This is a genomic window from Ruegeria sp. BG5 (assembly GCF_056538425.1).
In genome coordinates, this window is sequence record NZ_JBQFTC010000007.1 from 138364 (window position 1) to 152061 (window position 13698).

General features: G+C 58.9%; 17 protein-coding genes. 6 read left to right on the forward strand and 11 right to left on the reverse strand.

All coding sequences use genetic code 11. From position 1 onward, the window contains the following. Positions 1 to 117: 117 nt before the first annotated feature. The 3 genes from ACR0KX_RS18305 to ACR0KX_RS18315 all read left to right on the forward strand — a co-directional run bounded on the left by ACR0KX_RS18305 (position 118) and on the right by ACR0KX_RS18315 (position 2741). Complete coding sequence (locus tag ACR0KX_RS18305) at positions 118 to 405, forward strand: hypothetical protein (RefSeq protein WP_170455270.1); 288 nt, start codon at positions 118 to 120, stop codon at positions 403 to 405. Continuing rightward, the gene (locus ACR0KX_RS18310; protein ID WP_170455272.1) at positions 377 to 1078 is read left to right on the forward strand and encodes a helix-turn-helix domain-containing protein; all 702 of its coding nucleotides are present in this window, start codon (positions 377 to 379) and stop codon (positions 1076 to 1078) included. The genes ACR0KX_RS18305 and ACR0KX_RS18310 overlap by 29 nt, the downstream gene beginning before the upstream one ends. 91 nt (positions 1079 to 1169) lie before the next feature. Beyond that, the gene (locus tag ACR0KX_RS18315; RefSeq protein WP_170624629.1) at positions 1170 to 2741 is read left to right on the forward strand and encodes a DUF427 domain-containing protein; all 1572 of its coding nucleotides are present in this window, start codon (positions 1170 to 1172) and stop codon (positions 2739 to 2741) included. Between the two features lie 111 nt (positions 2742 to 2852). Here ACR0KX_RS18315 and ACR0KX_RS18320 read toward each other — a convergent pair whose 3' ends face one another. The 6 genes from ACR0KX_RS18320 to ACR0KX_RS18345 form a co-directional block, all read right to left on the reverse strand. After that, a complete protein-coding gene (locus ACR0KX_RS18320; protein ID WP_170624631.1) occupies positions 2853 to 3647 on the reverse strand; it encodes a DUF1217 domain-containing protein in 795 nt (264 codons plus the stop codon). Next, on the reverse strand, positions 3644 to 4045 hold the full coding sequence (gene flbT / locus ACR0KX_RS18325) for a flagellar biosynthesis repressor FlbT (protein WP_170455278.1): 402 nt from the start codon (positions 4043 to 4045) through the stop codon (positions 3644 to 3646). Before flbT ends, ACR0KX_RS18320 begins: the two co-directional genes overlap by 4 nt. Further along, positions 4045 to 4419 (reverse strand): flagellar biosynthesis regulator FlaF, encoded by a 375-nt coding sequence (flaF, locus tag ACR0KX_RS18330; RefSeq protein WP_170455280.1) that lies wholly within the window; start codon positions 4417 to 4419, stop codon positions 4045 to 4047. Before flaF ends, flbT begins: the two co-directional genes overlap by 1 nt. A gap of 77 nt (positions 4420 to 4496) precedes the next feature. Next, positions 4497 to 5747: a flagellin gene (locus ACR0KX_RS18335; protein WP_170624633.1), complete on the reverse strand. Its 1251-nt coding sequence runs from the start codon at positions 5745 to 5747 to the stop codon at positions 4497 to 4499. Positions 5748 to 5957: 210 nt separating this feature from the next. Then, the gene (locus ACR0KX_RS18340) at positions 5958 to 6317 is read right to left on the reverse strand and encodes a flagellar biosynthesis protein FlgN (RefSeq protein ID WP_170455284.1); all 360 of its coding nucleotides are present in this window, start codon (positions 6315 to 6317) and stop codon (positions 5958 to 5960) included. Then, entirely contained in the window at positions 6307 to 6573 is a 267-nt protein-coding gene (locus ACR0KX_RS18345; RefSeq protein ID WP_170523802.1) for a rod-binding protein, read from the reverse strand. Before ACR0KX_RS18345 ends, ACR0KX_RS18340 begins: the two co-directional genes overlap by 11 nt. 112 nt (positions 6574 to 6685) lie before the next feature. Here ACR0KX_RS18345 and ACR0KX_RS18350 point away from each other — a divergent pair, with 112 nt between their 5' ends. Both ACR0KX_RS18350 and ACR0KX_RS18355 read left to right on the forward strand, forming a co-directional pair. After that, on the forward strand, positions 6686 to 7903 hold the full coding sequence (locus ACR0KX_RS18350) for a flagellar hook-length control protein FliK (RefSeq protein ID WP_170624635.1): 1218 nt from the start codon (positions 6686 to 6688) through the stop codon (positions 7901 to 7903). A gap of 2 nt (positions 7904 to 7905) precedes the next feature. Further along, positions 7906 to 8568, forward strand: a complete 663-nt coding sequence (locus tag ACR0KX_RS18355) for a flagellar hook capping FlgD N-terminal domain-containing protein (protein ID WP_170624637.1) — start codon at positions 7906 to 7908, stop codon at positions 8566 to 8568. Here ACR0KX_RS18355 and ACR0KX_RS18360 read toward each other — a convergent pair. Beyond that, complete coding sequence (locus tag ACR0KX_RS18360) at positions 8543 to 8698, reverse strand: hypothetical protein (protein WP_170455293.1); 156 nt, start codon at positions 8696 to 8698, stop codon at positions 8543 to 8545. The two genes, ACR0KX_RS18355 and ACR0KX_RS18360, sit on opposite strands and share 26 nt — an antisense overlap. On the opposite strand from ACR0KX_RS18360, the gene ACR0KX_RS18365 reads away from it, so the two are divergent. Then, a complete protein-coding gene (locus ACR0KX_RS18365) occupies positions 8690 to 9493 on the forward strand; it encodes a phosphotransferase (protein WP_170455416.1) in 804 nt (267 codons plus the stop codon). The genes ACR0KX_RS18360 and ACR0KX_RS18365 overlap by 9 nt on opposite strands. A gap of 7 nt (positions 9494 to 9500) precedes the next feature. Here the strand turns inward: ACR0KX_RS18365 and ACR0KX_RS18370 are convergent, their stop codons facing one another. Genes ACR0KX_RS18370 through ACR0KX_RS18385 form a run of 4 tightly spaced genes read right to left on the reverse strand, consistent with a single transcriptional unit; the run spans position 9501 to position 13631 of the window. Next, positions 9501 to 10802, reverse strand: a complete 1302-nt coding sequence (locus ACR0KX_RS18370) for an NAD(P)/FAD-dependent oxidoreductase (RefSeq protein WP_170624639.1) — start codon at positions 10800 to 10802, stop codon at positions 9501 to 9503. Next, positions 10799 to 11617, reverse strand: a complete 819-nt coding sequence (locus ACR0KX_RS18375; protein WP_170455297.1) for an ABC transporter permease — start codon at positions 11615 to 11617, stop codon at positions 10799 to 10801. The genes ACR0KX_RS18370 and ACR0KX_RS18375 overlap by 4 nt, the downstream gene beginning before the upstream one ends. After that, complete coding sequence (locus ACR0KX_RS18380; protein ID WP_170624715.1) at positions 11614 to 12504, reverse strand: ABC transporter permease subunit; 891 nt, start codon at positions 12502 to 12504, stop codon at positions 11614 to 11616. The genes ACR0KX_RS18375 and ACR0KX_RS18380 overlap by 4 nt, the downstream gene beginning before the upstream one ends. Next, entirely contained in the window at positions 12504 to 13631 is a 1128-nt protein-coding gene (locus ACR0KX_RS18385) for an ABC transporter ATP-binding protein (protein WP_170634195.1), read from the reverse strand. The genes ACR0KX_RS18380 and ACR0KX_RS18385 overlap by 1 nt, the downstream gene beginning before the upstream one ends. Between the last annotated feature and the right edge of the window lie 67 nt (positions 13632 to 13698).

Sequence of the window (13698 nt, forward strand, 5' to 3'; positions counted from 1 at the left end):
GACACTGGGCCCGCCCCCTTCAGACAAGCAATAACGCGCGGTTGTTATCGAATATCAGCCGCGTCTAACCCCTTATGTTATTGAATATCCCGGCCACCCATGCGCAGGATGCGGCCTATGAAACAGATCCTCTCTTCTCTGGTCATTGCGACCCTGTTATCGGTGGGCTCCTCTGCTTTGGCGGCGGATTGCTATGCCGACTACAAGGCCAAACAGGACAATCCGTTGCGCCTGCATTACGGCGTGATGCAGGTGTCTTCGTGCAAAAAAGGGCAGGCAAAGCAGGAGGTCGCGCAGCGCCTGCGCGGGTCCGGCTGGACCTTGCTGAACGTCATGTCGGTGTTTGGGCCGGAAGGGTTGGATCAAAGGAAGGCCAATGCCGGAAAATTCTATCTCCGTTTCTGACGCAAGACGCTCCGGGGTTCGACTGGTCGGGCTGGGCATTGCTGCTATCCTGGTCATTCTTGTGACCGCAGCCGCATTTCTGTTCTGGACCCTGCCCGACGCCAACGCCTTCAACGCGCGGGTCGAAAGGTTGTTTGTCGAAAGCGACCTGACCACGCAGGCCGAAATCCGGCTGTTGGAGATTCTGGCCCAATCCGGCACCGCCTTTGCCGATACGCTGGCCAGCTATCGGATGGTCATCTATGTGCTGCTTGTCTTTTCCTGCGCGATGCTGATTTCGGCCTTTGTGTTTCTGGTGATGCTGGTGCTGCTGAACCGGCGCATGGCACAGATCGAACGCACCGGGATTCAGGTGACCTCGCTTTTGATCAGCCGCGAGGAAAACACGGTTTACCTCAACAACATGGACTTCAAACTGACCCCTGCCGCGATGGAAACCCTGTCCATTCTGGCCGAATCCCGCCTTGACGACGAGGTCCTGTCAGGTGCCCAGATCGAGGCGATGATCTCGGGCCGTGATGCAGCCGATTGTGACGAGGCAGCCGGGGCCACCCGTATCAAACGCCTTCGCGACGCGTTGGGCAACCAGATGGTCAGCGAATTGTTGGTCAAGAATATCGCCAAAAAGGGCTATATGCTGTCCATCGAAAAGGACGTCATCCAGATGGTGTGACCCGGCGCAGCGGAAAAACTGGGCCGTGCCCCTTGGAATAAAGACCGGAAAACCCCATTATTTTGGGACCCCATGGCAAGGGAGGTCGATCATGAACGTCCACGCCACACCAAGACCCAAAGGTTACGGAATCTCTGTCGAGCCGTTGAAAGGCAGAATTGCCATTTACCGGAACGACATTCTTCTGGCCGAGAGCCACAATGCCAAGGTGATGTATGAGACACGGCTGCCGCCCACCCTCTACATCCCGCGCGCGGATTTGTGCGTGGACCTGAGTTCGGAAACCGAACTGCAGACCTTTTGCCCGTTCAAGGGCACCGCGACCTATCATGACATCAACCTGCCGGGTGAGCATCTGACCAATTCCGTCTGGGCCTATGAAGACGCGCTGCCGGAAAGCATCGCGATTCAGGGCCATATCGGGTTCATGCCCGGCGCCTATACCGAGATCGATCTGGGCCAGAACCAACTGCGCGAACCTGATGACGGGAACATCAGCGGCCCCTTGATTGATTGGCTGATGCGCGGTGCCTCAACCGCCAATACGCCCGAGGCGTTTACAGAAGCGCTGGCCGAGAAAATGCTGGAACACGGGATCGCGATTCAACGCCTCAGCATTCTGGCCTGGTCGCTTCATCCCCTGATCGTGGGCAAGCATTATATCTGGGAAAAGGATCAGGCCGAGATTCTGACCCACGCACCAACCTACGAGATCCATGACCATCCGGCGTTTATCAACAGCCCGCTGCGTCATGTTTCCAACGGGCTGGGTGGCGTGCGGCAACGGCTGAACGACGAGAACCCCCATAACAGTTTCCCGATCATGGAGGATTTGAGGGCCAAGGGCGCAACGGACTATGTCGCCATGCCGCTGCCGTTTTCGGACGGGCGCACCAATGTTCTGACCCTGACCTGCGATCACCCCAACGGCTTCACGACCGAAAATCTTGGGCTGGTTTTTGAATGCTCGGCCGTGATCGCTCGGTATTACGAAGTGTTCATGCAGCGCGAGAACGCGCAGGTTCTGCTGGAAACCTATGTCGGCAAACGATCCGGGGCGCGGGTTCTGGGTGGTGAAATCCGTCGCGGCGACGGGGATGAGATTGATGCGGCGATCATGTTCTGCGATCTGCGCAATTCGACCAGCCTTGAAGAGAAATTGGGACGTGCGGCTTATATCAACCTTCTGAATGAGTTTTTCGAAACCGTATCCGGCATCGTTCACGACAATGGGGGAGAAGTTCTGAAATTCATCGGCGACGCTGTGCTTGCTGTCTTTCCGGCCATCGACGACCCCGCGGTCGCGCGAGAAAGCTCGCAACGCACGGCAATTGGAATTGTCGAACGACTGGGCGAGTTGCGGCAAGCCGGCACCGACACCCATTGCGATTGCTCGATCGGTCTGGCCTATGGGCGTGTGACCTATGGCAATGTCGGCTCGCGCGAAAGGTTGGATTTCACCGTGATCGGTCAGGCTGCCAATGTCGCCGCCCGGTTGGGGGAGTTCGGCAAAACCGTTGGGCACCGCATCGTAGTTTCGGAAGACATCGCGCCGGCCTGCGCAAATGCGCAGCCCTTGGGCGAGGTCGCGTTGCATAATGTGTCCAAACCGGTCAGATCCTATGCATTGCGCACATCTGCAGATGACATCCTGAATTCTTAGCTTGCCTGTGCCTCGATCCGGGTCTTTCGACCAGCGGTGCAATCATAGTCTTCGGCGAACCCGGTTTCGCCAAAGACGGTTCATCCCGTGACTTGTTCGGCCATCATAGGATTACCCGGCCCCCAGCAGGATCAGCGCGGTCTGCGCAGGAGAGATCGTGTTCTGCAACTGCGCAATCTGGCTGCGCGCAAGGTAGGTATCGGTCAGGCGGGACACAGCGCCCTCATCCGTGAATTGCGACAGATCTTCAGAGCCCGTCAGACTGAACAAACGCTCTTTGAACTCGACCAATTGCGTATCAATGTCCAACTGCCCGAAGGACGCAGGTAATCCCAATGCCGTTTCCATCATGCTGCGCAGCGGCGGTAACCCCATCAGATCGAACCACTTCGTGTCCGTGCTTGTATCCGCCTCAGCCAGTTCGGTCAGTGCGTGTTGCGCATAAAGGGTGATGCGCATGGACTCATCCGAGTCACCTACCGAGATCTCGAAACGTGCGGTCATGTTGTCCTGTGCGACCTGCTCCATAAGCGATGCAAATCCGGTCCGCCGCACCTGACCGGGGCCAAATCCGAAAGCGTCCGAGAACTCGCGATACCGCTTGTCGGCCAGCCGGTTGGACAAGGCGTCATCGGCGCTGGTTCCATCCTCAAGGATCTTGCGGATGAAGAAGCGGTTATCCAGATCACCCTCAAGCCCAAACGCCCCAAGTGCGACTTGCAACAGCCTCCGATCCGACACCAGTTGTTCGGCTGTTTCGACCTGACCGATGTTTTCCAGAAAATACCGTGTCTCTCGCTCGTTGATGTTCGAGGTCGAAAAGGCCTGAAACTGCGAATCGTACGTGCGTTGCAGAAAGCGCCAGCCGACCAGCCCGCCAGTGGGTATGACGGGTTGGAAGGTCATTGCTGATAGGCCATCAAACGCTCTTCCCTCGGCAATAGCGAGCGGAGCGATTTCAGACATTTATAATAATGCTCGGCCACCAGCGCATCGGTTGCTTCGGTCAGAACGCGCCGGCTGTCGGCATCGGTGAAAACCTGACTCAGTTCTTCAACGCGGCGCAGCAGTTGTTGTCTTGCGGAAACAGGATCCATATCCCCGGACAGAACAAGCTGCGCGGCGTAACAGACACGACGGACGGGTGTATTCACCTCATCCGGGTGAATGGCATCTCGCAACCTCAGCACATTGGCCTGCGGCGTCATGATCGAGAACCGGCTGCGTCGATCCCCGTTTTCAATGACAACGCCGTTGATCAGAACCCTCTCTTTCGGGGCCAATTTCAGGACCAGCCCCCCCATCACGCGGCCCCACCCTGACGCAGCCCGCGCAGAACTGCGGTGTTGATTTCCAACAAGGGATCAATGGTTGCGTTGTTGGTCAGAACCTGACTGCTGTGATGTTCGGTAAACTCCGCCAGATAGAAAATGCGGGCCCGCAGGTCATTGGGCAGGGCGTTATCCGAGTCAGACACGCCCGTTGCAAGAACCGTCCACAGACGCCGGTTTTCATGCACGGCCTGAACAAATCCGGCAAAATCAGTTGACTTGCGTGCTGCGGCCGCTTTGAGACGGCGCGTGATTTTCGAAATCGCCTCGAATTCAGTATCGCGAGGCGTTCGAATAGGGGCAGCGGTTTGCGCGTAGGCGTTGTGAGCAAGCATTTGCGGGGTCACTTGAAATCCTTCCAATAGGCCGTCTTCATGCGGTCAATGCCGGGGCGCGAAACCCGCGCCCCGACGAGGTTCCGGAATTAACGGAACAGCGACAGGATCGACTGTGGCGCCTGGTTGGCAATCGACAGCGATTGGGTTGCCAGCTGCTGCTGTACCTGCAGGGCCTGCAACCGAGCCGAGGTCTCTTCCATGTCGGCATCAACCAGCGAGCCGATACCGGACTTGAACGAGTCGGTCAGTTTCGAAACGAAATCCTGCTGGGTTTCGATCCGACCCTGCACGGACCCAAAGGCCGCCGCCGCGTCGATCGAGGTATCGATCAGCGTTTCGATCGTGCCCAGTGCTGCCGCTGCACCTGCATCGGTCGACACGTCAATTGAGCTCAGCGCACCCAGACCGCCAGAACCCGCGTTGGTGAACTGAGCAGAGATAGAAATGTCCTGATCCGCATCAGCACCTGCAGCGGCGGTACCCGTCGCGAAGGACAGGGTGTTCGGCGCACTGGACGCGTCATAATCAACGGCAAGACCCGTGATACCCAGTGCATCGATCTCATTCTTCAGGCCGACCGCGACCAGAGCATCGGTGTAGTTCTCGTCATAGGTTCCCGACGGATCAAGATCGCTGTCCTGGATCGTATATGACACTTCCTGATCGCCAACGCGGATCGACACGCTGTCACCGACTTCGAAGTTGTCCGTCGAACTGTCGATGAGAATGTCGCCAGTGCCCGTGGTGCGGTCCATGGTGAAGCCTGCCACGTCATTGTCGGTTGTCGCACCGTCCGAACCGGCAAGAACGCCCTTGGCCGTATACCCACCAATCGACAGGTCCTGGCTGGCCACCGAAATTGACGCAGAGTTCACGGCACCGGTGCCATCACGGTCAAGCGAGGACAGGATCGAGACGGTGCCCGCGGTTCCGTCAACCAGGTTGAGACCGTTGAACTGCGCGGCTCCGACAACCGATGCGATCTGATCGCGCAACGCGGTCACGTCGTCATCGATCTTGGCGCGGTCCACATTGCCTTCCTGCGCGGCAACGATTTTACCCTTCATCTGGGTCAGCAGGTCGGTCACCGTTTCCGACGCATTCCGCGCAACGGCAACGGTGGATTCGCCCAGTGACAGGCTGTCCTTGATGGCGTTGAAGCCTTTGACGTCCGACTCCATGACTTTGGAGATCGCCCACACGGCCGAATTGTCCTTGGCGGTCGCGACATCCTTACCGGTCGAGATCGCGTTCTGGGTCATTTCAAGGTTCTTGTTGACCGACTTCAGGGTCTGCAGCGCAACCATTGCGCCATTGTTTGTCAGAATGCTGGACATAGCTTTCATCCTTTTCCGTTCGGGCCTTTTGCGCCCAGTTTCACCCCGCAATGCCTGCGGGCTTTGCTGTCGTTCTGACCTGTGCGACGCACCCTGAGGCCGTTCGCGCCACCTGTGTTCATCAAGTGCAGGGACACTCTTGACCGTGATCCCCTAACGGAGTGCTAAAACGCCCAACCCGGAAATTTCGGATTTGAATCAAACCGACGGCTATGCCCGTTTTTCCAGTTTTGCATGGCTTCGCACCTTGTACCCGTTGCGCTGGCCATCTGCGCCATAGGTGCTGAATTCCTGACGTACCCGGCGCAGTTCGGCCATGCGGGCGGCCACGGCGCGGATGCCGTCTGCCGCGCTGTTCAGCAGGGCCTGATTGCGTTCGACCTTTTGCTGAACGCGAATCAACTCGGCGCTGTCGCGAACCTGAAGATCGTTGATCGCACCGATCAGCTTTTCTTTTTCCGGCACCATCAGGGTCAGGCGATCCAGATCGCCGTCAACCAGCGCCGCGCGTTCGAGATCCAGAATCTCTTCCAGCGACCTTATCAGAATCGTATCGGAATCAGCTGTCATTGCTGCGCTCCATCATTGATTTGAGTAAAAGTTCCGACAGCCCGACGCCGCCGGACTGGGCCAGTTGTCGTGCTTGATGCTGAACCAGAAAGGACGAGAACTGATCCTCTCCGGCCCCGCCGCCGAACGAGTCGCGCGATTCCCCCAGACCGGCGGACTTCAACATCTCCGCCAGAAATGCGGCCTCAAGCTCAACGGCTGCAGACCTGAGCTTATCCGTGGTTGGAACCGGTGGGGGGAGGGCCGAAACCTTCATTGCTTTCTCCGAAAATTGCATCGAACTTTCTTGATCAAAGAGGAAAGCGGTTAAAATAAACGTAACTTCCTGAGGGCAGATTTCCGGTCACACAAGACGGAGCCGGAGCAAAATGCCCAACCCGCTGACACTGGCGACAAACGCGCCCACATCGACTGCCAAACCCGAGTCTGCAACGCACGAATCGGATGCGTCAAAAAAGACGGCGCAGTTTCAGGATATTCTGGATCAGCAGGACTCTGCGCCGGTACAAGATCCCATGCCCGAGGTGACAGAAGAAGGGGCTGATTTACCCGAAGCCAAGATTGCCGCCGACGGGCCCGATATCGAAGCCGAGCCTCCTGCCCCCGCGCTCGCTGTAGGCGAGGTCAAGCCGGTGCCGGTTGGCGAACGTGCCATTGAACAGGCACCGCCCACGGGGAAAACAGTGCAAACACAAGTGACGATTGGCACACAGACGGTGCCGCAAACTTTGGAAGCTGGCCCGGCGGCACAAGCAACGATCCTGCATGACCCCGCCCCGCCCAAAGACGTACAAGCAGCCGTGCCGCAGCCGGACACGCGAAACAACGCCCCGCCCAATGCGTCGCCTGCAGCCACGCAGGTGAATATTGGAACGCCCGTCGAATCGGCTTTCGCGGCACGTTCAACAAACGGGCCGGAGCTGTCATCCAAAGGGCAGGTGACAATGCATCGGGATGCCCCAAAGATCGCGAGCGACCTGCCAAAATCACCGCAGTCGCAGGTGCCAATGGATCGACCTCCCAGCACCGCTCAGATGCAGATTCTGGCGACGGCCACCCCTCGTGAGGTTGAAAAACCGGGACCTGTCGAGAAACCAGAGGCTCTGCCTGTTATGGCCGATGAGCCGGTGTTGCAATCTTCGCGTGAATCGGCCCCGTCACTCAGCGCGCCCGCACAGACGGCGCGGGCCGAGGTCGCACGGGCCATTGCCGGACAAATGGCCGCGGCGGTGCAGGCGCGGCCCGGGTCAGGCGCGATCGAGATTGCACTGAACCCCGAAGAATTGGGGCGGGTTTCAATCGTACTGAATGGCCGCGATGACGGGTTTTATGTCACGATTGCCGCCGAGCGTCCTGAAACGCTGGACCTGATGCGCCGACATATTGCCGTGTTGAACGCCGAGTTCCAGAAGCTTGGCTATGGCGATCTGTCCTTCGATCTGGGCACGTCTTCGGACCTTCGGCAGGACGCGCGCGATCCCAACACCTCTGGCTTTGTCGAGATGCCATCCGAAGAAGCGGCGGTCCATACAAATGCAATTCCACAGAAATCGGCCCCGGGCAGGGGCATCGATATGAGGTTATGACAATGATAAACCCAACCCAGCTTGCGCAAAGCACAAGCCAGACTCAGACGGCAGCCAGCACTCAAAGCTCGGCCATTGCATCCGATTTCGAAACCTTTCTGCTGATGATGACCACACAGGCCCAGAATCAGGACCCGTTGGAGCCGATGGATTCCACCGAATACGCCTCGCAGCTTGCGCAGTTTTCGATGGTTGAGCAGCAGGTGCAGACCAATGATCTGCTGTCCTCGCTGACAGCCAGCATGGGGGGTCTGAACCTTGGCGAACTGGCGAATTGGGTTGGAATGGACGTGCGCTCGACCGCGGGATTCCGGTTTGAAAACGCGCCCGTGACCTTGTTCGCCCAGCCCGATGATGCGGCGGACAAAGCGACGATGATCATCCGGGACGAACAAGGCGCGGTTGTCAGCCGGACAGATGTGCCGCTGGATCAGACCGAGTTTATCTGGGCTGGTACCGACGCCGACGGCAATCCGCTGCCCCCCGGAACCTACACGGCCACGCTCCGCAGTTTTCAGGATGGTGACCGGTTGTCGGACACGCCCGCCGCCTCATACAGCCGGGTGGTAGAAGCCCAGATCGGAGACGGGTCGATCCTGCTGACCCTTGAAAGCGGGCAGGTTGTTCCCACCGATCAGGTCACAGCCGTGCGCGCGGGCGCTTGAACTGACGGGCCGGGCGGGCCAAAGCTAGGCCATTCGCGACTCGCTTGAAGAACTGGTTAACGCCCTGCCCGACCTGCCCAAACCTCCGCCCGACCTTGTCCAGCAGCTGATCGACAAAGCGCTGGTTCATGAAGGTGCGCGTTTCGAGACCCTATATGGCGGGCGGACCAATCAGGTCTGGAAGGTGCTTGGCGGCGATTGCGACAGGGTTTTGAAACTCTATAGCTCATCCCTGCGCAACCCTCTATTTGGCAACGATGCCGAACTGGAAGCCCGCTGCCTGAAAGCGCTGGAACCCACCGGATTTGTGCCTCGGCTGCGCGCCGCAGGGCGGCACCAGCAGGACCGCTGGGTGTTCTACGACCACGCGCCCGGATCACCCTGGGACAAGGAGCCCGAGCCGGTGGCCGAGCTGCTTTGGGATTTGCACCGGCAGCAATTTCCGGTTCCGGCACCAGAAGGGTGCAATGGCAGCGCGGATCTGGAACAGCACGGGCTAAGAATCCTTGATCGGTGTTCGTCCCAAACCCTTCAGACGCTGCTGGACTTGCGGCCCTCACACTCGGTCGAACCGATTTCTGATGTTTGCCTGATCCATGGCGATCCTGTGCCGGGCAACATTCTGGTGGCAGATACCGGTTTGACCCTGATCGACTGGCAATGTCCGGCGTTGGGGGATCCTTGTGAGGATTTGGCGATGTTCCTGTCCCCGGCGATGCAGAAACTATACCGGGGGGCGCCTTTGGCGACCGATCAGACAGAACGGTTCCTGACAGCTTATCGGGATAAGGCGATTACGGTCCGGTACAGACAGTTGCACCCATGGTTCGCCTGGCGCATGGCGGCGTATTGTCTGTGGCGGATGGAAAACGGTGCACCGGATTACCGGCACGGTTTGGAACTTGAGATCGAGGCACTGCGCTGATCCGAACTCACCAATCCGCGATCGACATGGCCGCATAAGCAGGCGGCAGAACCGCGCGTCGCCACCTGCCAAGGGGAAATCGCTGCGGAGGCTGTGTCATCGGACCGGGCAGCCCGGCATCTTGTCCCAGAGCCAATCGCGCCAAGGCCCGACCACAATAGGTGCCCATTGCAACGCCGTTGCCATGAAACGCAAAACCCGCGAACAGGCCGGGTTGCCGGGGCACCGGGCCCGCATAAGGCACCAAACCGTGGGACAGGCACACCATGCCCGACCAGATATGCGTGATCTCGATCCCGGCCCAGGCAGGGAACATTCGCCTGAAATCCCTTTGCACCTTGTGACGAATTGCAGCCTCGGCCCGGTCCGAGGATCGCAGTCCACCGCGCATTCCGAACAGAAATCGCCCGTCGGGCATCAATCGGAAATAGTGCAGCAAATGCCGGGTGTCATAGCACATCTGATCCGAGGTCCAGCCCTGCGCCATCTTCTCGGCCTCGGTCAGGGGGCGTGTGACCAGAACGGTGGATTGCGCCGGTAGATACCGGCCAGACAACCAGTCCGGCACATCCTCGCTTGAATAGCCATTGGTGCAGATCAGGACCGTGTCGGCCTGTACACAGCCGTTGGGGGTGGCCAGCCGAAACCCCGGCCCGGATTTCTGGACGCGCTGAACCGGGCTTTTCTGATAAAGCTGCACCCCCAGATCATGCGCAGCGCGCGCGAGGCCAAACAGATACTTGCGCGGGTTCAGGCCAAAGCCGACGGGAGTCGTGTAGCCACCGTAAAACGGGCCGTTCAGCCCCAACGCGGGCAGGTCGTTGGCCTCGTGCAGGGTGCCGTTCTTGTCTGCATGCCGACGCAGACGGGTCATTGCGCGCTTGGTATGCGCCAGTTGGGTTTCGCCTGCGGAATGTGTGTCGGCATCGATCTCATGCTTGTCCAGCAACCCGGCGACCAGTTGGACCGCATCCTGTTCTGCCTGCCCGTAGGCGTCCGCCTCCTGTTCGCCAAACCGGCGCACCATGGTCCTGTGGCTCAGCTTTGAGCCGCCCAGACAGCAAAACCCGCCGTTGCGACCGGAGGCGCCCCAGCCGGGGGTTTCCGCCTCGAACACCGCGACCGAGGCCCCGCCTTCTGCCAGATGCAGCGCGGCAGAGACGCCGGTGAAACCTCCGCCAATTATGGCGACATCGACGCTCTGATCACCTTTCTGCACCGGCCAATCGGGGCTGGGGCTGGTTTCATCCCACCAACACCCCGCGCGCGGGCCGGGGCCGTAGGTATAGTCGGGGAAAATGCGCCTCATTCCGTTCGGGCAGCGGCCATTTCATCTTGTCGCTGCCGCATCATCGCGCGTTTTGTCACCAACGAGGCGGTGATCACGCCAAGGGTGACAACCGCGATCATGATGGTCGACAGCGCGTTGATTTCAGGGCTGACCCCCAGACGCACGGCCGAGAATATCCGCATCGGCAAGGTCGTGGCCGACGGGCCCGAGGTAAAGGACGCGATCACCAGATCGTCCAGCGACAGGGTGAAGGCCAGCAACCAGCCCGAGATCACGGCAGGCGCGATAATCGGCAGGGTCACCAGACGAAACGCTTGCGCCGGAGAGCACCCCAAATCAAGTGCGGCCTCTTCCAGCGACTGATCGAACGTCACTAGCCGCGACGAGACGACGACGGACACAAAGCACATCGAGAATGTCGTGTGCGCCAACACAATGGTCAGGATGCCCCGATCCAATCCGATGCCGATGAACAGCAACAGCAGCGACAATCCGGTGATGACTTCGGGCATCACCAGCGGCGCATAGATCATGCCCGAAAACAGTGTACGGCCAAAGAAACGCCCTCCACGCACCAACACATAGGCGGCAGCAGTACCCAAAACGGTTGCGATTGTTGACGAGAATACAGCCACGCGCAACGTCACCCATGCGGCATCCAGGATCTGTTCGTTCTGGAACAGCTCTCCATACCATTTGGTCGAGAAACCCGCCCAGACTGTGACCAGCTTGCTTTCATTGAAGCTGTAGATGATCAGGATCAGCATCGGGATATACAAGAAGGCGAACCCCAGCGTCAGCGAGACCGTGTTGAACCAGCTTAATCTGCTCATTGTTCGGCCTCCGTCTGTTTTTGCTGGTTGCGCTGGAACAGCACAATCGGGATCACCAGGATCAACAGCAGGACAACCGCAACAGCACTGGCGACGGGCCAATCGCGGTTCGAGAAGAACTCTTCCCACAGAACTTTACCGATCATCAGCGTGCCCGAGCCGCCCAGCAGGGACGGGATCACGAACTCACCAATTACAGGGATCATCACGAGGAAACACCCTGCGATTATGCCGGGACGCGACAGCGGGATGGTCACCAGCCAGAAGGCTTGCAGCCGTGAACAGCCCAAATCCTCGGCAGCTTCGATCAGGGATTCGTCCATCCGCTCCAGCGCCGAATAAATCGGCAGGATCATGAAGGGCAGATAGGTGTAGACGATGCCGATATAGACCGCCGTGTTGGTGTTCAGGATCGTCAAGGGGGTCGAGATGATGCCCGTCCAGAGCAGCAGTTGGTTCAGGTATCCTTCGTTCGACAGAATGCCCATCCACGCATAGACGCGGATCAGGAACGAGGTCCAGAACGGCAGGATCACCAGCATCATCAGCGTCGGCCGCCATTCCTCGGGCGCGCGCGCCATGCCATAGGCGATCGGATAGCCCACCAGCAATGTGAAAAAGGTCGAGATTAGGGCGATTTTGACGCTGGATAGGTAAGCCTTCCAATACAGGTCATCCTCGGTCAGCCAGACGAAGTTTTCGAAATCTAGCTGGCTGAAGAAGTCCTTGATCCCGGCCCATCCCTGCGAAAGGTCCAGCGTCGGCGTATAGGGCGGGATCGCCAGTTCAGTGTCGGACAGAGAGATCTTCAGTACGATGAAGAACGGCACCATGAACAGCGCCAGCAGCCAGACATAGGGAACGGCAATCAGCAGGGCGCGGCGCATCAGTTCGCCAGCAGAACCGCAGCCGTTGCTGTCCAGGACAGCCAGACCGGGTCTTCCCACGTGAACGACCGGCGCGAGATGCGACGGGTATTGGCGGATTGCGCCTTGATGATCGTGCCGTTTGCCAGTTCGACGTGATAGGTGGACAGATTGCCCAGATAGGCGATGTCATGCACCTTGCCCTGAATGGCATTGATTGCGTCTGTTGGGCGGTCGGCGGAAATTGTCACCTTCTCGGGCCGGATTGCCAGATGGCAGGATTGGCCATTCGAGAACCCGGCGTCCGAGGTTGCGGTCAGCGGGGCCTGCCCCTCGGCCCAGTCGATCTGATAGGTATCCTGACCGTTTGATGTCGCGCGGCCTTCGATAATGTTCACATCGCCAATGAAGTCTGCGACGTAGACCGAATTCGGGGTCTCATAGATGCGATCCGGCGTGGCGACCTGCATCAGCCTGCCCTGATCCATTACGGCAACGCGGCTGGCAACGGTCATCGCCTCTTCCTGATCGTGGGTGACGATCACAAAGGTCGTGCCGGTTTTTTCCTGAATGTCCATCAGTTCGAACTGCGTGTCCTGCCGCAGTTTCTTGTCCAGCGCGCCCAGCGGTTCATCCAGCAAAAGCAACCTTGGCGCCTTGGCCAGTGACCGCGCCAACGCCACCCTTTGCCGTTGCCCACCCGAGATCTGATGCGGCTTGCGGCGGGCAAATTGCTCCAGCCGGGTCAGGCGTAGCATTTCCTCGACCCGGTCTTCAAGATCATGCTTGGGCATGTTGTCCCGGCGCAGACCAAAGGCGATGTTGTCCCAGATGCTGAGATGCGGGAACAGGGCATAGGACTGGAACATCATGTTCACCGCCCGCTTGTTCGGCGGGATCGGGTCAATGTCCTGACCGCCCAGCATGATATGCCCTTCGGTCGGGGTCTCGAACCCTGCCAGCATCCGCATCATCGTGGTCTTGCCGCAACCGGACGGGCCGAGCAGAGCAAAGAATTCCCGTTCGAAAATGTCCAGCGACAGGTTGTCGATGGCGGTAAAACCGCCGAACCTTTTGGTCACATTCTGGAACTGGATAAGTGGTTTCGCCTGCGGGTCATCCCACGGCGCAAAAACTTCGGTGTTCAAAGCGGCCCCCGTCGATCTCTACGGACAAAATGAACACGGGGCGGTCCACCCGCCCCGTGTTGAATGA